This is a genomic window from Streptomyces sp. I05A-00742 (assembly GCF_013055795.1).
Lineage (GTDB): Bacteria > Actinomycetota > Actinomycetes > Streptomycetales > Streptomycetaceae > Streptomyces.
On sequence record NZ_JABETO010000002.1, the window covers coordinates 74,128 to 97,306 of the forward strand.

Genomic DNA, 23,179 nt, shown 5'->3' on the forward strand with positions numbered 1-23,179 from the left:
CCTATTGTCCCCCCGCGCCGACGGCGCCCACGGGCAGGGTCGCGATGAGTTCCTCGGCCGCCCGGCGGGCGTCGCCGACGCACGCCGGGATGCCGACGCCGTCGTAGGCGGCGCCGCAGATCCGCAGCCCGGGCAGGCGGCCCACCTGCTCGCGGACGCGGGCGACGCGCGCGAGGTGGCCGACGGGGTACTGCGGCAGGCCGTGGTCCCAGCGGGTCACCCGGCTCGCCAGCGGCACGGCGTCCAGGCCGACCGCCTCGCCGAGGTCCGCCAGCGACAGCCGGACCAGGTCGGCGTCGTCCCGGCCCAGGTCGCGCTCGTCCCCGTACCGGCCGACGGAGGTGCGCAGCACGAAGACGCCGGGGTCGGCGGCGGCGATCCAGCCCCACTTGTTGCTCGCGAAGGTGGACGCCTTGATCCGCCGTCCGTCGCCGGGCGGTACGAGGAAGCCGCTGCCGCGCGGCAGCCCGGCCACGTCGGCGCGGCGGAAGGCCAGGGTGACGAGGGCCATGGACGCGTACTCGACGCCGGCGAGCTCGGCGGCGGCCGCGGGCACCGGGCCGGCGAGCAGCCGCGCCGCGGCGGGCGCGGGCGTGGCGAGGACGACGCCGTCCACCTCCAGGGCGGAGTGGCCCAGGTCCAGCCGCCAGCCGTGGCCGTGCCGGGCCAGCCCGGCGACCGGGGTGAACACGCGGATCTCGCCGCCGGCCGCGCGCACGGCGTCCGCGACGGCGAGCGGCAGCAGGCCGACCCCGCCGTCGATGCCCGCGAAGACCGCTCCGGCCTGCGGCGTGACGGAGGCGGTCAGCGCGCGGACGGCCTCGGTGAGCGAGCGGTGGGTGCGGGCGGCCTCGAAGAGCCGGGGGACGGCGGCCCGCAGGGAGGTGCGGTAGGCGTCGCCCGCGTAGACCCCGCCGAGCAGCGGTTCGACGAGCCGGTCGACGACCTCGGGGCCGAGCCGTTCGGCCACGTAGGTGCCCACGGCGATGTCCTCGCCGATCTCGGTGGGCGGCAGTTCGGCGTCGCGGGCGACCGCGGCCAGGCCCTGCTCCGAGAGCACCCCGGAGGCGGCGAGCGCCGCGAGGTCTCCGGGGACGCCCATCATGTGGCCCTTGGGCAGCGGCCGCAGTCCGTCGCGGGTCCACACGCCGGCGGTGGTGGTGGCGGGCGCCTGGAGCCGGGCGCCGAGGCCCACGTCCCGGGCCAGCTCGACCGCCTCAGGACGCCGGGCGAGCATCGACTCGGCACCCAGGTCCACGGGGACGCCGGCGATCTCTCCGGCGAGCAGCTTCCCGCCCAGGCGCCCCGAGCCCTCCAGGACCGTGACGCGCACGCCCCTCTCCAGCAGCCGGAGGGCCGCCGTCAGCCCGGAGATGCCGCCGCCGACGACGGCGACATGGTGCGCGTGGGTGTGGACTTCGCTCATGGGCCCACTGTCTCAGACGTCCCGGGGCCGCTTCTCCACACCCCATTGACACGCCCGGGGCGCCCGCGAAGACTCTCGACCGAACGGTCAGTAGGGACCGAGGGAAGGCCGTTCACCGAGCTCCGCCGTCCGCCCGACCGCTTACGGAGACCCCATGAACGACCGCATCCGGGACGTGTACGTCGTCGACGCCGTCCGCACCCCCGTCGGCAGATACGGCGGCGCCCTCGCCGGCGTCCGCCCCGACGACCTGGCCGCCCACGTCGTCCGGACGCTGGTGGGCCGGGCCCCCGCGCTCGACCCGGCGCGGATCGACGAGGTCGTGCTCGGCAACGCCAACGGCGCGGGCGAGGAGAACCGCAACGTGGGCCGGATGGCCGTGCTGCTCGCGGGCCTGCCGGTGACCGTGCCCGGGTCGACGGTCAACCGGCTGTGCGCCTCCGGTCTGGAGGCCGTCGTCCAGGCGTACCGGGCGATCGCCGTCGGCGACGCGTCGGTGGTGGTGGCGGGCGGCGTGGAGTCCATGAGCCGCGCCCCCTGGGTGCTGCCCAAGCCCGGGCGCGCCTTCCCGGCGGGCCACCAGGAGCTGTACTCGACGACGCTCGGCTGGCGGATGACCAACCCTGCGATGCCCGCGCGGTGGACGGTCTCCCTGGGCGAGGGCGCGGAACTGATCGCCGACAAGCACGGCATCGGCCGCGAGGCGCAGGACGCCTACGCCCTCGCCAGCCACGAGAAGGCGGCGCGGGCCTGGAAGGACGGCGCCTTCGCCGACGAGGTCGCGTTCCTGCCGGACGTGGACCTGGCCCGGGACGAGAGCATCCGCGACACCACGTCGGCGGAGGCCCTGGCCCGGCTGAAGCCGGCCTTCCGGACGGACGGCGGCACGGTCACACCCGGCAACTCCTGCCCGCTCAACGACGGCGCTGCGGCCCTGCTGCTCTGCGACGAGGAGGGGCTGCGGGAGACGGGCCGCGAGCCGCTGGCGCGGATCCGGGCCTCGGCCGTCACCGGCACTGAGCCGGATCTCTACGGGCTGGGCCCGGTCGAGGCGGTGCGCCGGGCGCTGGCCAGGGCCGGACGCTCCTTCGCCGACCTGACACATTTCGAGCTCAACGAGGCCTACGCCGCGCAGGTCCTGGGATGCTTCGCGGAGTGGCCGGAACTCGACCCCGACCTGGTGAACCGGCGGGGCGGGGCGCTCGCCATCGGGCATCCCCTGGGGTGTTCCGGCGCCCGGCTGGCCGGTACGGTCGCCCATCAGCTCGCGGCCGCCGGTTCCGGCACCGGGGTGGCGGCTCTCTGCATCGGCGTGGGCCAGGGCCAGGCACTGGTGCTGGAACGCTGACCCCGGCGGTGCCGCGGCCCGCCGTCGCCCGCACCGGATTCTGGAGAGGCATCGCGCATGCGCACCACCGTCGGCATCATCGGGGCCGGCCCCGCCGGCCTCCTGCTCGCCCGGCTGCTGCGCCGGGCGGGCGTCGACTGCGTGGTGCTGGAGGCGCGCGACCGGGCGCACGTCGGGCGGCGGCAGCGGGCCGCCCTCCTCGAACAGGGGACGGTGGACGTCCTCCGGGCCTGCGGCGCCGCCTCCCGGCTCGACCGGGAGGGCGTACGGCACGACGGCTTCGAGCTGCGCCACGGGGACCGCGCGCACCGGTTCGACGTGGCGTCGCTGACCGGCGGCCGGGCCAACACGCTGTACCCGCAGACCGAGATCGTCAAGGACCTGACCGCGCTCGCGGAGGCCGACGGAACGCCCCTGCTCTTCGGCGCCCCGGTGACCTCCGTGGACGGAACCGAAGGCGACCGGCCCGTGCTGCGCTACACCCACCGGGGGCGCGAGGAGACGCTGGAGTGCGACTGGGTGGCGGGCTGCGACGGCTCGTACGGCGTCGCCCGCAGGACCGCGTTCGCCTCCGGCCGCGCCCGGCTGTACGAGCGGACCTACCCCTACGCGTGGCTGGGCGTCTTCGCCGACGCCCCGCCCTCCTCCGACGAGCTGGTCCTGGCCTCCCACGAGCGCGGCTTCGCCCTCCACAGCATGCGGTCGCCGGCCGTCTCCCGGCTCTACCTCCAGGTCCCGGCCGGCACCAAGCCGGACGAGTGGCCCGACGACCGGCTCTGGGCCGAGCTCGACGCCCGGCTGGCCGTGGCGGAACGGCCGCTCCAGCAGGGCCCGGTGACCGACCGGAGCGTCATCCCGCTGCGCGGCCAGGTGGTCGAGCCGATGCGCCTCGGCCGGCTGCTGCTGGCCGGTGACGCCGCCCACCTCGTCCCGCCCACCGGCGCCAAGGGCCTCAACCTCGCCGTCGCGGACGTCGTCACCATGGCCCGGGGCTTCGCCCACCGGCGGCGGACCGGCTCGACCGCGCTCCTGGACCGGTACTCGGAGCTCTGTCTGCGCCGGGTGTGGCAGGTGCAGCAGTTCTCGCACGCCATGACGGTCCTGCTGCACCCGGGGCCGGACGACGACTCCTACGACCGGCGGCTGCGCGGGACCCGGCTCGACCGGCTCGCGCACGGCACGGCGGCCGCCGCCGAGTTCGCCGAGAACTACGCGGGGCTGCCGATGGACGCGCCCGTCGTCTGACGGCCGCGCGGGTCGCCCCGGCCGCCCCTGGGTAGCCACAGCCCATGACGGCACCCTTCGACACCGCGCCGGCCCCGTACGGGGGCATACCGCAGAGACGGCCCCAGCACCCGCCGGTGCCCCTGTTGTCGGATCCCGACGCGGTCGAACTGACCGGCCCGGTCTTCGGCATCGCCGACGTGGGCCCCTACGACTCCGATCTGACCCGGCAGCACCCTGGCGAGCCGATCGGCGAACGCATCACCGTCCGCGGGTGTGTGACGGACCGTCACGGCCGTCCGGTGCGCGGCCAGCTCGTCGAGCTGTGGCAGGCCAACGCGGCGGGCCGCTACGCCCACCCGGCCGACCGGCACCCCGCCCCGCTGGACCCCAACTTCACCGGCGCGGGCCGCTGCCTCACCGACGACGAGGGCCGCTACCGCTTCACCACCATCCGGCCCGGCGCCTACCCCCAGGACGACCGCTCCTCCGTCTGGCGCCCGGCGCACCTGCACTTCTCGCTCTTCGGCACGGCCTTCGCCCAACGGCTCGTGACCCAGATGTACTTCCCGGGCGACCCGCTGCTCGCCCACGACGCGATCGCCCGTACCGTCCCGGACCCCGCCGCCCGCGAGCGGCTGATCGCCTCCTACGACCCGGCCCTCAACGTCCCGGGCCACGCGCTGGGCTACCGCTGGGACATCGTGCTGGGCGGCCCGGCCGCGACCTGGACCGAGGGGGAGCACTGATGCCGACGGCACCCGGCACCCCGTCCCAGACGTCCGGCCCGTACTCCGGGCTCGGCCTGCCCTTCCCCGGCGGCGGCGACCTCGTCCCCGCCGGGCACCCCGGGGCGGTCGCCCTGCACGGCCTCGTCCTCGACGGCGAGGGCGCGCCCGTGCCCGGGGCGCTGCTGGAGTTCTGGCAGCCGGGGCCGGACGGCTCCCGCGCGGGCGCCCCCGGCAGCCTCCGCCGCGACGGCCTGACGTTCACCGGCTTCGCCCGCGTCGCCACCCGCGGCGACGGCCACTACGTGCTGCGCACGCTGCTGCCCGGCGGTGTCCCGTACGTGTCCGTGTGCCTGCACGTCCGGGGGCTCCAGCGGCACCTGTTCACGCGGGCGTACTTCTCGGAGCCTTCGGACGATCCGCTGCTCGCCGCGGTTCCGGAGGAGCGGCGGGGGACTCTCCTGGCCGTTCCCGAGAAGCGGGGGGCGGGCGGCTGCCCGGTTTATCGGTTCGATGTGCGGCTGCGGGGCGAGGGGGAAACGGTTTTCCTGACGGTTTGAGGGGTGCCCCGGTCCCTCCCCTTCACCGCTTCTTGCGGGGGCAAGCCCCCGCACCCCCCGAGCGCGCCTGCGGCGCGCGTCCTCAAACGCCGGACGGGCCATTCGGCCCGTCCGGCCCCGAACACCCCTAGCGCGCCGTCCGCTCGTGCACGAACTCCACCAGCCGCGTCAGCGCCTCCGGCTCCGTCGTCGGCAGCACCCCGTGCCCGAGGTTGAAGACGTGCCCCTCCAGTCCGCGGGCCGCCTCCAGGACGTCGGCCGCCTTGGCCTCCACCGCCTCACGCGGGGCGAAGAGCACGGCCGGGTCCAGGTTGCCCTGGATCGCCTTGCCGGGGCCGACCCGCCGGGCGGCCTCGTCCAGCGGCACCCGCCAGTCCGCGCCCACGACGTCCGCGCCCGCCTCGCCCATGAGGCCGAGCAGCTCGCCGGTGCCCACTCCGAAGTGGATGCGCGGCACGCCGTAGCCGGCGACCGCGTCGAAGACCTTGCTGGAGGCGGGCATCACATGGCGGCGGTAGTCGGCCGGGGCGAGGGCGCCGACCCAGGAGTCGAAGAGCTGCACCGCGGAGGCGCCCGCCTCGATCTGGACCTTGAGGAAGGCGGCGGTGATGTCCGCGAGGCGGTCCATCAGGTCGGCCCAGAGCTCCGGGTCGCCGTACATCATCGCCTTGGTGTGCTCGTGGTTGCGCGAGGGGCCGCCCTCGACCAGGTAGCTGGCGAGGGTGAAGGGCGCCCCGGCGAAGCCGATGAGCGGGGTGGCGTCCAGCTCGGCGGTGAGCATCCGGACGGCCTCGGTCACATACGCCACGTCGCCGGCCTCCAGCGGGCGCAGCCGCTCCAGGTCGGCGCGGGTGCGGATGGGCCGCTCGACGACCGGTCCGACGCCGGGCTTGATGTCGAGGTCGATGCCGATGGCCTTCAGCGGGACGACGATGTCGCTGAAGAAGATGGCGGCGTCGACGTCGTGCCGGCGCACCGGCTGGAGGGTGATCTCGGTGACGAGCTCGGGCCGCATGCAGGACTCCAGCATGGGGATGCCCGCGCGGACCTTGCGGTACTCGGGGAGCGAGCGGCCCGCCTGCCGCATGAACCACACCGGGGTGTGCGGCACGGGCTCGCGCCGGCACGCCCGCAGGAAGGCCGAATCGTATGCCGCGCCGCGGCCCGTCTGCTGCTCGCCCATCTCACTCATGCCCCAAATCTTCGCACGGGCCGAACGAGTGACCCGCGCATGTGGGTGTCCCTACCCGGAACCGGCGGTCGTTCCGCCTAGTCTTCCGGGCATGGCTGCGGCGCACGGACACCACGAGGACAGTCCGGACGACGTGGGTGGGGAGGGCTCCCCGTCCGTCTTCCGGCAGGCGGTCGCCGGGCTGCAGGGCGTACTCCTGCGGCCCGAGATCGAACTCGACGCCACCCCGCCGCCCCAGCGGCTGGCCCCCTTCTCCTACGCACTGGAGGCGGCGGTCGTGGTGGACGACGAGGAACTGGCGGACGGGCGGCTGATCCTGCTGCACGATCCGGCGGGACACGAGGCATGGGGAGGGACCTTCCGGCTGGTGACACTGGTCCACGCGGACCTGGAGGAGGAGATGGCGGCGGACCCGCTGCTGCCCGAGGTGTGCTGGTCCTGGCTGACCGGGGCGCTGGAGGCGCGCCGGGTGCCGTACGCGGCGCCGAGCGGCACGGTGACCCGGGCCGGCTCGCACTACTTCGGCGGGCTGCGGGAGCGGCCACCCTCCACGCAGATCGAGATCCGGGCGTCGTGGTCGCCGATCGAGCCGGGCGGGCAGGGCGCCGGCGGCGCGCGGTCCGCGCCCGACACGGCGGCCCATCTGTCGGCCTGGTGCGACCTGCTCTGCCAGATCGCCGGACTGCCGCCCGGCGGGGCGCCGGAGGCCGGGATCGTGACGCTGCCTCAGCGGCGGGGGCCGCAGAGCCGCTGACCGGGCCACCCCGAGGCGTAGCCGGAATTGCCCGAATTGTTACTCATCAATTCGTGATCATTCCCTAAAGCCGGGCGGTTTGTCTGCCGAAGGAGCTTGTGACCCTTCCCGTACGGATCGCCCCGGCTTACCCAAAAGTCGGCACCCGTCCCCGCCACTCCCTCTGGAGGCCTGGTGTCCGTTCTCCTTGAGCAACCTGCGAGCCTCGCCTATCGCCCGACGAAGCCGACCGCCATGGTCGTCGTCGCCGACCCCCGCGTCCGGTCCACCGTCACCCGCCACCTCTGGGCGCTGGGGGTGCGGGACGTGATCGAGGCCTCGTCCATCGCGGAGGCCCGGCCCCGCATCAGCAGCCCGCGCGACATCTGCGTCGCCGACGTCCACCTCCCCGACGGCTCCGGACTGACCCTGCTGTCCGAGACCCGCGCCGCGGGCTGGCCCAACGGGCTCGCCCTCTCCGCCGCCGACGACATCGGCGCCGTGCGCAACGCCCTCGCGGGCGGCGTCAAAGGCTATGTCGTCACCGGGACCCGCACCAATCTCGGCGTTCCCGGCCGGCCCGGCCTCTCGCCCATCGGCGCGGCCGCCGCGCGGATGCAGCGCCGCCCGCCCGGCGCACCCGGCCACCCCGGCGGCTACCGCGAGCTGTCCGGCCGTGAGGTCGAGGTCCTGCGGCTGGTTGCGGAGGGCCAGTCGAACAAGGCCATCGGCGTCTCCATGGGCCTGTCCGCCCTCACCGTCAAGAGCCACCTCGCCCGGATCGCCCGCAAGCTGGGCACCGGCGACCGGGCCGGAATGGTCGCCGTGGCCCTGCGCACCGGCATCATCCACTGACCGCGCTCGTCGCCCACGCCCGCCGACGGAACGTTCCGTCGGCGGGCTTCCGTCATCCCCGGATACCCTTGACCGGTGACCGACGCCCAAGAGACCGCAGCAGACCCACCACTGCGAACCACCGGGGGCGCCCCCCCGGACGACGTCGATTCGGCGCCGATCCCTCTGCTGGAGCCACGTGAGGGCATTCCCCCGGTCGTCGCCGACCGCGACGCCCTCGCCGCCGTCGTCGCCGCCTTCGCCGGGGGCCGCGGGCCCGTGGCCGTCGACGCCGAGCGCGCCTCCGGCTACCGCTACGGGCAGCGCGCCTACCTCGTCCAGCTGCGCCGCGAGGGGGCCGGTTCGGCCCTGATCGACCCCGTCGGCTGCCCCGACCTCTCCGCGCTCGGCGAGGCCATCGGCGACGCCGAGTGGGTGCTGCACGCCGCCACCCAGGACCTGCCCTGCCTTCGGGAGATAGGGATGGCCCCGGCCCGGCTCTTCGACACCGAGCTGGCCGGACGGCTCGCGGGCTTCGCCCGGGTGGGACTCGGCGCCATGGTCGAGAACGTCCTCGGCTACGCCCTGGAGAAGGGGCACTCCGCCGTCGACTGGTCCACCCGCCCGCTGCCCGAGCCCTGGCTGCGCTACGCCGCGCTCGACGTGGAGCTGCTGGTCGACCTGCGGAACGCGCTGGAGAAGGAGCTCGACCGGCAGGGCAAGCTGGAGTGGGCCCACCAGGAGTTCGACGCGATCGCCTCCGCGCCCCCGGCCCCGCCCCGCAAGGACCCCTGGCGGCGCACCTCCGGCATGCACAAGGTGCGCCGGCGCCGGCAGATGGCCGTGGTCCGCGAGCTGTGGACCGCGCGCGACCAGATCGCGCAGCGGCGCGATGTGTCGCCCGGCAAGGTGCTGGGCGACACCGCGATCATCGAGGCCGCGCTGAACATGCCGCCCAACGCGCACGCCCTCGCCGCACTGCCCGGGTTCGGGCAGCGGATGAGCCGGCGTCAGCTGGAGCAGTGGCAGGCCGCTGTCGACCGCGCCCGCGCGGTACCGGAGTCCGAACTGCCGCAGCCGGGACAGCCGCTGACCGGTCCTCCGCCGCCGCGCGCCTGGGCGGACAAGGATCCCGTCGCGGCGGCGCGGCTCTCGGCGGCGCGGGCCGCGGTGTCGGCGCTGGCGGAGCGGCTGACGATGCCTCAGGAGAATCTGATCACGCCGGATACGGTGCGGCGGGTTTGCTGGGAGCCGCCTCGGGATCTCTCGCCGGAGGTTGTGGCGGCGGCGCTCGCCGGCCATGGCGCCCGCCCCTGGCAGGTGGAGCAGGTGACGCCGGTGCTGGTGCGGGCCCTGCGGGAGGCTTCTGTCTGAGGGGGGTGCCCCGGTCCCGCCCTTTCACCGTTTCTTGCGGGGGCGCCCCCCGCACCCCCGAAGCGCGCTGCGCGCGCTGTCCTCAACCGCCGGACGGGCTGAAGTCAGCCCGTCCGGCGTTTGAGGACGCGCGCCGCAGGCGCGCTCACCCCGGGGGTGCGGGAAGCGCGGAATGTGACCTTCGCCGCTCCCGCCCGGAGGGCTGTGCAGCTTGGTTACCCGTAAGTAGCATGAGGGTGTCAGCCCGCACCGCGGCGGAGCCGTCCCGGCATGCCCGCGCAGCGATCCGCACCTGGAGGAGAGCCAACGTGCCTCGTACCGCTAGGGACGTCGTTTTCGTCGACGGCGTCCGCACCCCGTTCGGCAAGGCGGGCCCGAAGGGCATCTACCACGAGACCCGCGCGGACGACCTGGTCGTCAAGTGCATACGGGAGCTGCTGCGCCGCAACCCCGACCTCGACCCGGGCCGGATCGAGGAGGTCGCGATCGCGGCGACCACGCAGATCGGCGACCAGGGCCTGACGCTGGGCCGCACGGCGGGCCTGCTGGCGGGTCTGCCGCAGTCGGTGCCGGGCTACTCCATCGACCGGATGTGCGCCGGTGCGATGACCGCCGTGACGACGGTGGCGGGCAGCATCGCGTTCGGTGCCCTGGACCTGGCCGTCGCGGGCGGCGTGGAGCACATGGGCCGCCACCCGATGGGTGAGGGCGTGGACCCGAACCCGCGGTTCGTCTCCGAGAAGCTGGTGGACGAGTCCGCCCTCGTCATGGGGATGACGGCCGAGAACCTGCACGACCGCTTCCCGCAGCTGACCCGGGAGCGCTCGGACGCGTACGGTCTGCGCAGCCAGGAGAAGGCCGCCAAGGCGTACGCCGACGGCAAGATCCAGGCCGACCTGGTGCCGATCGCGATCCGCCGGACCAACCCGGAGACGGGTGAGACCGGTTGGGGTCTGGCGACGGCCGACGAGCCGATGCGCCCGAACACCACCATGGAGGCGCTGGCGGGTCTGAAGACCCCCTTCCGCCCGCACGGCCGGGTCACGGCCGGCAACGCGTCCGGTCTCAACGACGGTGCCACCGCCTCGCTGATCGCCGCCGAGGACGTGGCGCGCGAGCTGGGCCTGCCGGTGCGGATGCGTCTGGTGTCGTACGCCTTCGTGGGCGTCGAGCCCGAGGTGATGGGCTACGGCCCGATCCCGGCGACGGAGAAGGCCCTCGCCAAGGCGGGCCTGACCATCGACGACATCGGCCTGTTCGAGATGAACGAGGCCTACGCGGTGCAGGTCCTGGCGTTCCTGGACCACTACGGCATCGCCGACGACGACCCGCGCGTCAACCCGTACGGCGGCGCCATCGCGTTCGGCCACCCGCTGGCCTCCTCGGGCGTGCGCCTGATGACGCAGCTGGCGCGGCACTTCGAGGAGCAGCCGCACGTCCGCTACGGCATCACCTCCATGTGCGTGGGCTTCGGCATGGGCGGAACGGTCATCTGGGAGAACCCCCACTGGGAGGGCAAGTGAGCAACACCGCTGAGCTGCTGAAGGGGGCGGCCGAGCTCTTCCCGGGCGAGGTCGTGACCCAGGCGCACGTACGCCACCTCGACCTTCCGCTCGGGGCGGGGAAGTTCGCGCTCATCACGCTGGACAACGGCCTGGACCACACCAAGCCGACCACCTTCGGCCCGCAGTCGCTGGCCCTCCTCGACGCGGCGATCGACCAGGTCGAGGCCGAGGCGAAGGCCGGGCAGATCGTCGGCGCCGGCGTCACCGGCAAGCCGTTCATCTTCGCCGTCGGCGCCGACCTCAAGGGCGTCGAGCTGCTGAAGACCCGTGAGGACGCGCTGGCCATCGGCAAGGGCGGCCACGACGTCTTCAAGCGGCTGTCGTCGCTTTCGGTGCCCACCTTCGCGTACTACAACGGCGCGGCGATGGGCGGCGGCGTCGAGGTCGGCCTGCACTGTTCGTACCGGACGGTGTCCAAGGCGATCCCGGCCTTCTCGCTGCCCGAGGTCTTCCTCGGTCTCGTCCCGGGCTGGGGCGGCTGTGTCCTGCTGCCGAACCTCATCGGCGCGGACCGCGCGGTCTCGGTCGTCATCGAGAACTCGCTCAACCAGAACCGGCAGCTGAAGGGCAAGCAGGTCTTCGAGCTCGGGATCGCCGACGCGATCTTCGAGGGCGCGGACTTCCTGGAGCAGTCGCTGGCCTGGACCGCGGCCGTCCTCAAGGGCGAGCTCCAGGTCTCCCGGCCCGAGGTCGACCGCGGTGAGGCGTGGGACGCGGCGGTCGAGCGCGGCCGCGCGTTCGCCGACTCCAAGGTGCACGGCGCGGCCCCGGCCGCCTACCGGGCGCTGGACATCATCTCCGCGGCGAAGAACGGCGACCTGCGCCAGGGCTTCGACGCCGAGAGCGAGGCGCTGGCCGACCTGATCATGGGCGGCGAGCTGCGCAGCGGCATCTACGCCTTCAACCTGGTGCAGAAGCGCGGCAAGCGCCCCGCCGGTGCCCCGGACCGTTCGCTGGCCCGCCCGGTCACCAAGGTGGGCGTCGTGGGCGCCGGTCTGATGGCCTCCCAGCTGGCGCTGCTGTTCGTCCGCCGCCTGGAGGTGCCGGTCGTCCTGACCGACATCGACCAGGAGCGCGTCGACAAGGGCGTGAAATACGTCCACGACGAGATCGACAAGCTGCTGCTCAAGGGCCGCGTCAACCAGGACAAGGCCAACCGCCTCAAGGCCGCGGTGACGGGCTCCCTCGACAAGGCCGCCGCCTTCGGCGACGCGGACTTCGTCATCGAGGCCGTCTTCGAGGAGATGGGCGTCAAGCAGAAGGTGTTCGCCGAGGTCGAGGCGGTCGTGCCGGAGCACACCATCCTCGCCACCAACACCTCCTCGCTGTCCGTCAGCGAGATGGCGTCGAAGCTGAAGCACCCCGAGCGGGTCGTCGGCTTCCACTTCTTCAACCCGGTCGCGATCCTGCCGCTGCTGGAGATCGTGCGCGGCGAGCAGACGGACGACGCGTCGCTGGCCACCGCCTTCGGCGTCGCCAAGAAGCTGAAGAAGACCGCGGTGCTGACGAAGGACGCCCCGGCGTTCGTCGTCAACCGCATCCTGGTCCGCTTCATGGGCGAGATCCAGAACGCCATCGACGAGGGCACCCCGGTCGCCGTCGCCGAGAAGGCCGTCGAGCCGCTCGGTCTGCCGATGTCGCCGCTGGTGCTGCTGGAGCTGGTGGGTCCGGCGATCGGTCTGCATGTCTCGGAGACGCTGGCCGGCGCGTTCCCCGACCGCTTCAAGGTCTCCCCCAACCTGGCCGCCCTGGTCAAGGCGGGCAAGCGCGGCTTCTACGTCTACGACTCCGGCAAGCCGGAGCTGGACCCCGAGGTCGCCGCGCTCCTGAAGCAGGGCGACACCGTCCTGACCGAGGAGCAGGTCCGCGCCCGCGTCCTGGACGGCGTGGCGCAGGAGATCGGCCTGATGCTGGACGAGGGCGTCGTGGCCGAGGCGCAGGACATCGACCTGTGCCTCATCACGGGCGCCGGCTGGCCCTTCCACCTGGGCGGCATCACGCCGTACCTGGACCGTGAGGGCGTCTCGGAGCGCGTCAACGGCAAGCGGTTCCTGGAGCCGGGCGTCGCGAGCGTCCCGGCGTAACGGCCGGAGCCAGGCGCCTGGGGGCCGTGCGGACACCGTCCGCGCGGCCCTCGCCATGTGCCGACGGTAATTCCGTGGCCCGTGGTCTCCGTGCTTTGTTAGCCTCGGTCCCGCGGGGCGGCTCCTGAACGTGCTTCCTTCTCAACTCCTTCTGATACGAGTGCGTTCGCTTCCCGCCCCGCCACCACTTCTTCAGGTCCGGGGGACGAGAACGATGACGGCGACCACCGCGACCGGAACCACCGGCACCGAGCGGAGTCTCGCCGCTGTGCTGTTGTCCCGGCGCGGGGTCGTCCACCTGCCGCCCGTCGCGCCGGGCACCCGGCCGGCGACGGGGGACGCCGTCACCCTGCTGGAGACCGACCTGCTGGACCGGGGCCACCTGCTCTCCGCCGGGCTCCGGCAGGCCCTGTCCCTGCTGGACGCCCCGACCCTGGCCGCCGAGGGCCGCGCGCTGCTGCGGGACGTCGACCACGCCCTGGGCGCCGACGTCGACCACACCCCGCTGTTCCACGGCTTCCCGCACACGATTCCCCACGACACACTCGCCTTCTGGGTCGACCGGGTCCTCACCCTGCTGTTCCAGTCGCCGCACCGGCCCTGCGTGCTGTGCGGCACCGAGGGCACCGTGCACGCCGTCGACCCGTGCGCGCACCTCGTGTGCCGGGCGTGCTTCGACGGCGCCAACTTCTCCGCCTGCCCCGTCTGCCACCGCCGCCTCGCGGCCGACGAGCCCTTCCTGCTCCCGAAGGCCCCGCGCCCGGCGGGCGGCGCCGAGCGCGCCCTCCCCGACCGGATGCGCGTCCTGACCCACGGTGGCGGCCCCGACGCCCGCGACGCGGCCGCCCGTGACGAACTCGCCGGCCTGCTCGCCCGCACCGGCGCCCTCTCCCCGCAGGACGGCGACGACCTCGACGTCCTCCTCGCCGCCCGGGACCGCACCGCGCTCGACTGGCTCCCGGCGGAGGTCCCCGGCCGGGAGACCAAGGCCCGCCTCCTGGCCTGGCTGCTCGCCGACCCCGCCGCCCACCCGGTCACCCTGCCCGCGGCCGCCGCCCTCCTCACCACCGCGACGGACGTCCTCCGGCTGCTCGTCGTCCGCTCCGGGGGCGACGCCGGCCTGGTCGACATCCCGCGCTTCGGCCCCGTACCGCGCCCGCTGCGCCGCGCCCTGCTGTCCGTCCTGGACGGGCTCGACCCGGAGCTGGCCGCCGAGGACCTGCGGCGCCACGCGACGGCCTGGAAGCACGCCGCGGAGCGCCTGCACCCCTTCGAACACGCGGCGCGCCACCCGCGGGCGGCCCTCGCCTTCGCCGCCCTGCGCGGCTTCCGGCTCTCCGACGACCGTCTGTCCCACCTGCTCCGCGCGGCCGCGGAGCGGACGCCCGCGGCCGTCGCGGGCAAGGACGGGGACGTGGTGACCCTGCCCCTCTGGGCCTCCCGCGTGGAGAGCGCGCTCGCCGCCGGCGACGTCCCGGCCGCCCTCCCGCTGCTCGCCGGGCGCCCGGGCGAACTGCTGCGCCGGCTCGACCACGTGCTGCGCCTGGCGACCGGCCCGGGCGGGGGCGGCCCGGACGCCGTCCTGTCCGCGCTCCGCCCGGCGGCGGCCCGCGTCTCCCCCGCCGTACTGCTGTCGGCGCTCGGCGAACTCCGCACCCGGGGCGCCGGGGGCCGGGACCGGGTGTTCTTCCCCAAGGGCGGCACCGCGAAGGCACACATCGTCCCCGACGGCCGTCCCGCGCTGCCCGCCGACGTGGTCGCCCGCACCGCGGACCTCCTGACCGGCGAAGTGCTGCGCCGCGCCGGCTCCCTGCCGCCGGTCGACGTCGCGGTCGTCGACACCGCGCTCGACGGCGTGACCGCCCCCTTCACCGAACGCACGGCCTCCCGCGCCCTGGTGACCCTCCCCCGCGGCAGCGAACTCCCCGTCCCCGACGGGCGGACCCTGCGCCTTTTCCTGCACTGGACCGAGAGCGCCGCCTCCGGCAGGACCGACCTTGACCTGTCCACCGCGATGTACGACGCCTCCTGGCGGCACGTCGGCACCTGCGACTACACCAACCTGCGGTTCCGCGAGTCCGCCGCCGTCCACTCCGGCGACCTCACCAGCGCGCCGCCCCCGGACGGCGCGAGCGAGTTCGTCGACCTCGACCTCGACAAGCTGGCCGCGGCCGGGGTCCGCCACGTCGTCGCCGTCGTCTTCTCCTTCAACAGCGTGCCCTTCGAAGACCTCGCCGAGGGGTTCGCCGGGCTCATGCTCCGCGACGAACCCGGCGGCACCGGGCGCGTGTTCGACCCGCGCCAGGTCGAGCAGCGCTTCGACCTGACCGGGCCGGCCCGCGCCTGCGTACCGCTGCTCGTCGACGTGACGGGGCGGACGATGCGCTGGCTCGACGTCGTTCGCGGCGTCACCGGCGACGGCCATGCGGTGCACCGGCACGCGGACGATCTCTCGTTGCTCGGGCGGGGGCTCACCGAGCTCTTCGCGTCCGGGGCGCGGGTGGGGATCGGGGAGCTCGGGCGGTTGCAGGCGGCGGCTCGGGCTCGGGTGGTCGTGCTGCGGCGCCCTGATGGTTCGTCGGTCACGTACCGGCGGCGCGTCGGTGAGGGCGTCGCCGCCTTTGCCCGGCGCATCGGGACCTCCGACGCGGATGCGGCGGTTGATGGTGCGGGGGCCGGGCTGGCTTTCCTGTATCGCGGTGATCTCGAACTGGCGCGTGGGGCTGAGGTGTTCGCTCTGCATCCGCGTGAGATCGACGCGGGTGCGGTGCGGTTGCTGACGGCGTCGGATGTGGTCGCGGCGCTGGCTTGAGGGGGGTGCCCCGGTCCCACCCTTTCACCGTTTCTTGCGGGAGGGCCCGCACCCCGTGAAAGCGGCTTCGCCGCTTGTCCTCAAACGCCGGACGGGCTGAGTCAGCCCGTCCGGCGTTTGAGGACAGCGCGCGCAGCGCGCTTCGGGGGTCTGGGGGCTCGCCCCCAGGAATCGGGAAAGGGGCGGGACCGGGGCACAGCCCGCCGCAGGCGCTACACCCGCACCCAGCGCCCCAACGCCAACCCCGCCTCATCCTTCTGCCGCGCCACGCACAACCCCCCGTCAGGGGCGAAAGCGGCCAGCACCACCCGCCCGAGCGCATCGAGCGCCATCGCCGGCGCCCCGGCACACACCTCCCCGGTCTTCGACCAGAAGGCGCCCGCGGACTCGTCCCCCGTCGGATAGGCGGCCACGGCGGGCAGCCCGGAGGCGGTGCGCTGGGCGAGGACGGTGCAGTCGTGGCCGTCGATGGTGGTGCGGAGGACGGCGACGGGGCCGGTGCCCTCGTCGTCGGAGGGGCCGAGGGGGACGGGGACGACGTCGTCCTCGGGGTCGCCAGGGGCGCGGGTGTGGACGCGGAGGGCGGAGTCGGAGGCGTCGCGCCAGAAGTGACTGACGCGGCCCTCGCCGGAGGGGGCGCAGGAGGCGGAGCCGGGGAGCGGCTCGGCGGTGATGTTGCGGACGCGCCGCAGGGGACCGCCGGGCTCGTCCTGGCGCCAGCTCTGGGCGCTCCCGTCGCAGAGGGCGAGCAGTTCGGCGCGGCCGTCGTCGGTGACGGCCGTGGCGAGGGAGTCGAGGACGTTGCTGCCCTTCATATCGGTCCAGGCGCCCCAGACGCCCTTGGCGTCCTGGCGGCGGCCGCAGACGCCGCCGCCGGCGTTCCGCACGAAGACCTGCGGGCCGTTCTTGTCGACGACCGCGGCGGGGGCGCCGATCAGGGCCGCCCGTTCGCGGTCCTGGCCGTAGGGGGTGCCGATCGAGCGCCAGGGGGTCAGGGCGCGGCCCGGCTGGAACTGCGTCGCGTAGACGACGTCGGTCTCGGTGCGGCCGTCGTCCGTCACCCGGGTGCGGACGCCGAACAGATAGACGTAGCCCTGGGGGGTCCGGCACAGGGAGAGGTACGGCTCCAGGCCCGGGACGACGAGCTGCTCGGGGCCCGTCCACCCCGGTCCGCCGGGGTGCGTCTCGGTCCAGCGCAGCAGGCCGCCCTCGGCGGGCGCGTAGGCCGTCAGCCGGCCGTCCTGTCCCCGTACCAGCCAGCCGGTCGTGGGGGTGGCCGTCCGTGCCATGACTCGCTGCCAGCCTCTCGTCTGCCCCAATTCCGCGTCGCGCGGAGCCGTTTCACCGGCGTTTTCCGACCCCCGACAATAACATTGCGCAGGTGGGCGCCTTCCGCTCGGAATCGGCCGTGCGAACCCGGCGTGCGAACCTGTCGGTATGACGCCTGATCCCGCCGTACTCGTCGTCGATGCCGCGAATGTCGTGGGCAGTGTGCCCGACGGATGGTGGCGGGACCGCCGCGCCGCCACGGAGCGGCTGCGCGACGCGCTGGCCCGGTACGCGGCCGACGGCCTGCCGGACGTGCGGCCCGCGCTGCCCGGCCCGCTGGACGTCGTCCTGGTGGTGGAGGGCGCGGCGCGCGGGACCGAACCGGTGCCGGGGGTACGGGTGGAGGCGGCGGACGGCAGCGGGGACGACCGGATCGTCGAGGTGGTCGCGGCGGAACGGGCGCGGGGGCGCCGGTGCGTGGTGGCCACGGCCGACCGGGAGCTGCGCGAACGGGTCACGGCGCTGGGCGCGGAGACGGTGGGACCGCGGTCCGTCCGGCCCTAGCCCGGCGCCGCCCGGGCGCCCTCACCGCCGGGCGTACAGCACCGCCCCCTCCACGCTCCCCACCCGCTCGTACCCGCCGCGCAGGAACGCCCGCAGGCTGGGCACCCGTCCGACCGCGTACGGCTTCCCCCGCGAGTCGTCCACGACCAGCGCGGGCGGCCGCGTCCGCAGCTCGCGGCGGAGCACGGGCCAGCCGCCGGGGACGCCGTACGCCTCCCCGACGGCCGAGGCGTCCCGGCCGCCGCTGTAGTTGGTGAGCAGACCGGCCGTCAGGAAGCGGCCGGCGGGCGGTCGGTCGGCGAACCAGTACTGCTCCGGGTGCATGCCCCAGATCAGCACGGGGTCGGCGGGCGCGGTCCTGGCCCGGACGGCGTCGGCGATCCGCAGTGAGTGCGGCAGTTCGGGCGGGGTGCCGAGGAGTCCCGCGCCCAGGAAGGCCGCACAGGACAGCGCGCACAGGCCGCCGGCGACGGGCAGCGCCGCGTCGGGGAGGGCGCGCAGGGCCGCGGTGGCCAGCAGGGTGAGGGGCGGGATCAGCTGGAGGTAGTAGTGGCCGAAGAAGTGGAAGCCGGTGGTGACGGCCACTCCCGAGGCGATCAGCCACAGCCACAGCTCGGGCGGGGCGAACCGGCGGCGGGCCAGCAGCAGGAGGCAGACCGGCGCCAGGAGCCCCGCGCAACTGGTCGTCAGAACACCGGCGTTGGCGACGGCACGGGCCGCGGAGGCGCCCACCGAGCCCTCGATGGAGGCGTACGAGCCCGAGCCGGTCACGCACCAGAACAGCAGCCGGGCGGGGCCGCACGCCCAGGCCACCGCCGCGACGGGCAGGGTGGTGCCGAGCCCGAGGGCGACCGCGCCGCCCCGGGCGGCCGGGCGGGCGGTCCAGAGCATCAGCAGGACCGGGGCGAGGACCGCTCCCCCGGTCTGCTTGGTCAGCAGCGCCGCCGCCGTCGCCAGCCCGGCCCGGCCCCAGCGGCCGCGGTCGGCGCACCACATGGCGGCGGCGGTCCAGGGCACGGCGAACACCTCGAAGGTGGCGGCCTGGGCGTCCTCGGGTTCGAGCCCGATGGAGACCAGCAGGTACAGCACCCCGGCCGTGCACCCGGCGCGCTCGCCCCAGCGGCGGCGCGCGAGCGAGGCCAGCAGGACGGCCGTCACCAGCTGGGCCACGACGGCCAGGGACTTGACGGGCAGCAGCGAGCCGTCGCCGAAGGCGCGGAAACACGCCTCGTAGAGCCAGGGCAGCAGGGGCGGCTTGCGGTCGACGACGGTGCGGTAGAGGACGGCGCCGTGGGCGAGCATGCGGGCCTGGGTGGCGAGGAAGCCCTCGTCCGGGTTCCACAGCGGGCGCAGGAAGGAGGGCAGCCGGGTGGCGAGGGCCAGGGCGGTCAGGACGGGCAGCAGTCCGGCCCAGAAGGGCAGCCCCCGCCGGGGTCCCGTGGACGGCTCGGCGCTCGGCCGGGGGCGCGGGACGGCGACGGGGGCCGGGACGGCGACGTGCTGCGCGGCTGGCATGCGGCCAACCTAGGGGTCCGCGTGGACCGGTGGCGGGTGACATACGGGTCCATCACGAGGGAAATCGGAGGGCGCCGAGATGATCGGCGCGAACGGGACCTACCGGCCCGGCGGCGCCTCGGCGGCCACCCGGCTGTGCCGCTTGCCGTACAGGAAGTAGACGAGGACGCCCAGAACCATCCACACGGCGAACCGCAGCCACGTCTCCGCCGGGAGATTGAGCATCAGCCACAGCGAGGCCAGCACGGACAGCACCGGGACGAAGGGCACGAACGGGGTGCGGAAGGCGCGCGGCAGGTCGGGCCGGGACCGGCGCAGGAGGACGACGCCGAGGGCGACGACGATGAACGCGAACAGCGTCCCGATGTTGACCAGCTCGGCCAGGACGTCGATGGACGTGAACCCGGCGACGACGGCGACGACGCCCCCGAGCAGGAGGGTGGAGCGGTAGGGCGTGCCGAAGCGGGGGTGCACGGTGGAGAAGACCCTGGGCAGCAGGCCGTCGCGGCTCATCGCGAAGAACACCCGGCTCTGCCCGAGCAGCAGGATCATGCAGACGGAGGTGAGGCCGACGGCCGCGCCGAAGCTGATCAGCCCGGCCCAGAACGGCTGCCCGGCGTCCTTGAAGGCGTCGGCGAGCGGCGCGTCGACGGAGAGCCGGCTGTACTTCTGCATGCCGGTGACGACGACGGACACGGCCACGTAGAGCACGGTGCAGATGGCGAGCGAGCCGAGGATGCCGCGCGGTACGTCGCGCTGGGGGTTGTGGGTCTCCTCGGCGGCGGTGGCGACGATGTCGAAGCCGATGAAGGCGAAGAAGACCACGGCGGCGGCGGAGAAGATGCCCATGACGCCGAAGTGGGACGGGGTGAAGCCGAACATCAGCTGGACGAGGGGTGCGGCCATGCCGCTGCTTCCCTCGCTGCCCCGGGAGGGCGGGATGAACGGGTCGTAGTTGGCGCCGGAGATGAAGAACGAGCCCGCGACGATGACGATGAGGACCACCGTCACCTTCACACCCACGACGACCGAGGTGACGCGCGACGACAGTTTCATCCCGGCCACCAGGATCGCGGTCAGCACCAGCACCAGGACGCAGGCGAGGAGGTCGAAGCCGAAGCGGCCGCTGTGCGGCCCGGAGAGGGCCGCCGGGAAGTGCCAGCCGGCCGTGTCCAGCAGTGAGCGGATATAGCCGGACCAGCCGACGGAGACGACGGCGCAGCCCAGCGCCAGTTCCAGGATCAGGTCCCAGCCGATGATCCAGGCGGGCAGTTCGCCGAGCGAGGCGTACGAGAAGGTGTACGCGGACCCGGCCACGGGCACCGTCGAGGCGAACTCGGCGTAGCAGAGCGCCGCGAGCCCGCAGACGATGCCGGCGAGGACGAAGGACAGCGCGACGGAGGGGCCCGCGCTCTCCCTGGCGACCTTCCCGGTGAGGACGAAGATGCCGGTGCCGATGACGACGCCCACGCCGAAGACGGTGAGGTCGAGGGCGGAGAGCGACTTCTTGAGGACGTGTTCCGGTTCCTCGGTGTCCCGGATGGACTGCTCCACCGTCTTCGTCCGGAACATCCCGCTCCTGCCGCGGTCGTTCCGGGTCGGTCGCTCCGTGCTCATCGGCCCACCTCCACCAGCTCGGTTGCGTCACCCTCGTGCGGGCACTGCCCTCGTCCCTGAACTGAGCGAGTGTCCGCGATGTTCGGTGCCCGCCCCGGGGGGCCACAGCCTCCCTGCCGCCGGATTCACCCGATGGAGGGCAGGCGCGGGTATGCGCGAGGGCCGGCCGGACCACCCGGGAGGATGGTCCGACCGGCCCTCGTGAGCCGCCGGTGGGCGCGGTCAGTCGCGGGCGGCCTCGGCGGGCTCGCCCGGCCCGTCCGCACCCGGGAGCACGGCGGCCTCGGCGGCCTCCGTGACGCTGCCCGCGGCGGGGGCGCCGTCGAGCTTCGCGACCAGACCGGTGACCTGACGGGCGATGTCCGGGGCGGTCAGCCCGATCTCGGCCATGACCTCCTTGCGGGAGGCGTGGTCGAGGAAGCGCTGCGGGATGCCGAAGTCGCGCAGCGGCAGGTCGACGCCCGCGTCGCGCAGCGCCTGGGCGACGGCCGAACCGACGCCGCCCACACGGCCGTTGTCCTCGACGGTGACCACGACACGGTGCTCCCGGGCCAGCCCGGGCAGCGCCTCGTCGACCGGCTTGACCCAGCGGGGGTCGACGACGGTGGAGGAGATGCCCTGCTTGTCGAGCAGGTCCGCGATCTCCAGGCACATCGGGGCGAGCGCGCCGACGGAGACGATGAGCGCGTCCGGACGGACGGCGTCGTCGGCCGGGCGGCGCAGCACGTCCATGCCGCCGACGCGGCCCACGGCGTGGACCGCCGGGCCCACCGTGCCCTTGGAGTAGCGCACCACGGTCGGCGCGTCCGCGACCTCGACGGCCTCGCGGAGCTGGGCGCGGACCTGGTCGGCGTCGCGCGGGGCGGCGATCCGCAGGCCGGGGACGACCTGGAGGATCGACATGTCCCACATGCCGTTGTGCGAGGCGCCGTCGTCGCCGGTGACGCCCGCCCGGTCGAGGACGAAGGTGACACCGCACCGGTGCAGGGCCACGTCCATCAGCACCTGGTCGAAGGCGCGGTTGAGGAACGTCGCGTAGACGGCGAAGACCGGGTGCAGACCGCCGGTGGCCAGACCCGCCGCGGAGGTGGCGGCGTGCTGCTCGGCGATGCCCACGTCGTAGACGCGGTCCGGGAACGCCTTGGCGAACTTGCCGAGTCCGACCGGCTGCATCATGGCGGCCGTGATCGCGACGATGTCCTCGCGCTCGCGGCCGAGGGCGACCATCTCGTCGCCGAAGACGGACGTCCAGCTGGCGCCGGACGCGGCGACCGGCAGCCCGGTGTCCGGGTGGATGACGCCGATGCCGTGGAACCGGTCCGCCTCGTGCTGCTCGGCCGGCTGGTAGCCGCGGCCCTTCTCGGTGAGGCAGTGGACGATCACCGGGCCGCCGAAGCGCTTGGCACGCTGGAGGGCGGACTCCAGGGCCTCGATGTCATGGCCGTCGATGGGGCCGACGTACTTCAGGCCCAGGTCCTCGAACATGCCCTGCGGGGCGATGAAGTCCTTCAGGCCCTTCTTCGCGCCGTGCAGGGTCTCGTACAGCGGCTTGCCGACGACCGGGGTGCGCTCCAGGAGGTCCTTGCCGCGGGCCAGGAAACGCTCGTAGCCGTCCGTGGTGCGGAGGGTGGCCAGGTGATTGGCGAGCCCGCCGATGGTGGGCTCGTAGGAGCGCTCGTTGTCGTTGACGACGATGACGAGCGGGCGGTCCTTGGCGACGGCGATGTTGTTCAGCGCCTCCCAGGCCATACCGCCGGTGAGCGCACCGTCCCCGATGACCGCGACGACGTGCCGGTCGTCCCGGCCCAGCACCTGGTTGGCCTTCGCGAGGCCGTCTGCCCAGCCCAGGACGGTCGACGCATGGCTGTTCTCGATGACGTCGTGCTCCGACTCGGCCCGCGACGGATAGCCGGACAGGCCGTCCTTCGCCCGCAGCCCGGAGAAGTCCTGGCGGCCGGTGAGCAGCTTGTGCACGTACGACTGGTGCCCGGTGTCGAAGAGGACCTTGTCCTTGGGCGAGTCGAAGACGCGGTGCAGGGCGATGGTGAGCTCGACCACTCCGAGGTTGGGGCCGAGGTGGCCGCCGGTCTTGGAGACGGCGTCGACGAGGAAGGTGCGGATCTCCGCGGCGAGCCGGTCGAGCTGCTCGGGGCTCAGCCGGTCAAGATCGCGCGGTTCCCTGATGCGGGTCAGCAGGGCCACCCGTGCCTCCTTAAGCTGTCGAGCTTTTGCCGGTCGGTCGAGTCTAATCTTCCGCTTGGGATGGCGGTGAACGGGTGAGGGGAACTATGTCACCCGGACGGCCCGCGTCCTCAAACGCCGGACGGGCTGTTT

17 protein-coding genes are annotated in these 23,179 nt (G+C 74.1%); 11 read left to right on the forward strand and 6 right to left on the reverse strand.

The window, feature by feature from the left end; translation table 11 throughout:
* Position 1: 1 nt before the first annotated feature.
* The gene (hemG, locus tag HN013_RS02370; protein WP_171162394.1) at positions 2-1,426 is read right to left on the reverse strand and encodes a protoporphyrinogen oxidase; all 1,425 of its coding nucleotides are present in this window, start codon (positions 1,424-1,426) and stop codon (positions 2-4) included.
* Positions 1,427-1,580: 154 nt separating this feature from the next.
* Between hemG and HN013_RS02375 the strand changes: the two genes are divergently transcribed.
* The 4 genes from HN013_RS02375 to pcaG are packed head-to-tail and all read left to right on the forward strand — an operon-like array spanning position 1,581 to position 5,286.
* Entirely contained in the window at positions 1,581-2,774 is a 1,194-nt protein-coding gene (locus HN013_RS02375; protein ID WP_171162396.1) for a thiolase family protein, read from the forward strand.
* A 57-nt stretch (positions 2,775-2,831) separates the two neighbouring features.
* On the forward strand, positions 2,832-4,019 hold the full coding sequence (locus HN013_RS02380; protein WP_171162398.1) for a 4-hydroxybenzoate 3-monooxygenase: 1,188 nt from the start codon (positions 2,832-2,834) through the stop codon (positions 4,017-4,019).
* 44 nt (positions 4,020-4,063) lie between these two features.
* On the forward strand, positions 4,064-4,747 hold the full coding sequence (pcaH, locus tag HN013_RS02385; protein ID WP_171162400.1) for a protocatechuate 3,4-dioxygenase subunit beta: 684 nt from the start codon (positions 4,064-4,066) through the stop codon (positions 4,745-4,747).
* The gene (gene pcaG / locus HN013_RS02390; protein WP_171162402.1) at positions 4,747-5,286 is read left to right on the forward strand and encodes a protocatechuate 3,4-dioxygenase subunit alpha; all 540 of its coding nucleotides are present in this window, start codon (positions 4,747-4,749) and stop codon (positions 5,284-5,286) included. The genes pcaH and pcaG overlap by 1 nt, the downstream gene beginning before the upstream one ends.
* A 127-nt stretch (positions 5,287-5,413) precedes the next feature.
* Here the strand turns inward: pcaG and hemE are convergent, their stop codons facing one another.
* Positions 5,414-6,469: a uroporphyrinogen decarboxylase gene (hemE, locus tag HN013_RS02395; protein ID WP_171162768.1), complete on the reverse strand. Its 1,056-nt coding sequence runs from the start codon at positions 6,467-6,469 to the stop codon at positions 5,414-5,416.
* Positions 6,470-6,569: 100 nt separating this feature from the next.
* Between hemE and HN013_RS02400 the strand changes: the two genes are divergently transcribed.
* The 6 genes from HN013_RS02400 to HN013_RS02425 all read left to right on the forward strand — a co-directional run bounded on the left by HN013_RS02400 (position 6,570) and on the right by HN013_RS02425 (position 15,880).
* Complete coding sequence (locus HN013_RS02400) at positions 6,570-7,232, forward strand: DUF3000 domain-containing protein (protein ID WP_171162404.1); 663 nt, start codon at positions 6,570-6,572, stop codon at positions 7,230-7,232.
* A gap of 174 nt (positions 7,233-7,406) precedes the next feature.
* Positions 7,407-8,066 carry a response regulator transcription factor gene (locus HN013_RS02405; protein WP_171162406.1) on the forward strand — a complete coding sequence of 220 codons (660 nt, stop codon included), beginning with the start codon at positions 7,407-7,409 and terminating at the stop codon, positions 8,064-8,066.
* Positions 8,067-8,141: 75 nt separating this feature from the next.
* Positions 8,142-9,419, forward strand: a complete 1,278-nt coding sequence (locus HN013_RS02410; protein WP_171162408.1) for a ribonuclease D — start codon at positions 8,142-8,144, stop codon at positions 9,417-9,419.
* Between the two features lie 308 nt (positions 9,420-9,727).
* A complete protein-coding gene (locus HN013_RS02415; RefSeq protein WP_171162410.1) occupies positions 9,728-10,942 on the forward strand; it encodes an acetyl-CoA C-acyltransferase in 1,215 nt (404 codons plus the stop codon).
* Positions 10,939-13,068, forward strand: a complete 2,130-nt coding sequence (locus HN013_RS02420; protein ID WP_171162411.1) for a 3-hydroxyacyl-CoA dehydrogenase NAD-binding domain-containing protein — start codon at positions 10,939-10,941, stop codon at positions 13,066-13,068. Before HN013_RS02415 ends, HN013_RS02420 begins: the two co-directional genes overlap by 4 nt.
* A 214-nt stretch (positions 13,069-13,282) precedes the next feature.
* On the forward strand, positions 13,283-15,880 hold the full coding sequence (locus HN013_RS02425; RefSeq protein ID WP_171162413.1) for an MXAN_6230/SCO0854 family RING domain-containing protein: 2,598 nt from the start codon (positions 13,283-13,285) through the stop codon (positions 15,878-15,880).
* Between the two features lie 212 nt (positions 15,881-16,092).
* On the opposite strand, the gene HN013_RS02430 is transcribed toward HN013_RS02425, so the two are convergent.
* Entirely contained in the window at positions 16,093-17,169 is a 1,077-nt protein-coding gene (locus tag HN013_RS02430) for a hypothetical protein (protein WP_171162415.1), read from the reverse strand.
* 148 nt (positions 17,170-17,317) lie between these two features.
* On the opposite strand from HN013_RS02430, the gene HN013_RS02435 reads away from it, so the two are divergent.
* Entirely contained in the window at positions 17,318-17,713 is a 396-nt protein-coding gene (locus HN013_RS02435; RefSeq protein ID WP_171162423.1) for an NTP pyrophosphohydrolase, read from the forward strand.
* 21 nt (positions 17,714-17,734) lie between these two features.
* Here HN013_RS02435 and HN013_RS02440 read toward each other — a convergent pair whose 3' ends face one another.
* The 3 genes from HN013_RS02440 to dxs form a co-directional block, all read right to left on the reverse strand.
* Positions 17,735-19,228 (reverse strand): glycosyltransferase family 39 protein, encoded by a 1,494-nt coding sequence (locus HN013_RS02440; protein WP_171162425.1) that lies wholly within the window; start codon positions 19,226-19,228, stop codon positions 17,735-17,737.
* 99 nt (positions 19,229-19,327) lie between these two features.
* Positions 19,328-20,845 carry an amino acid permease gene (locus tag HN013_RS02445; protein WP_171162427.1) on the reverse strand — a complete coding sequence of 506 codons (1,518 nt, stop codon included), beginning with the start codon at positions 20,843-20,845 and terminating at the stop codon, positions 19,328-19,330.
* Positions 20,846-21,067: 222 nt separating this feature from the next.
* Complete coding sequence (dxs, locus tag HN013_RS02450; RefSeq protein ID WP_171162429.1) at positions 21,068-23,047, reverse strand: 1-deoxy-D-xylulose-5-phosphate synthase; 1,980 nt, start codon at positions 23,045-23,047, stop codon at positions 21,068-21,070.
* Positions 23,048-23,179 lie beyond the last annotated feature (132 nt).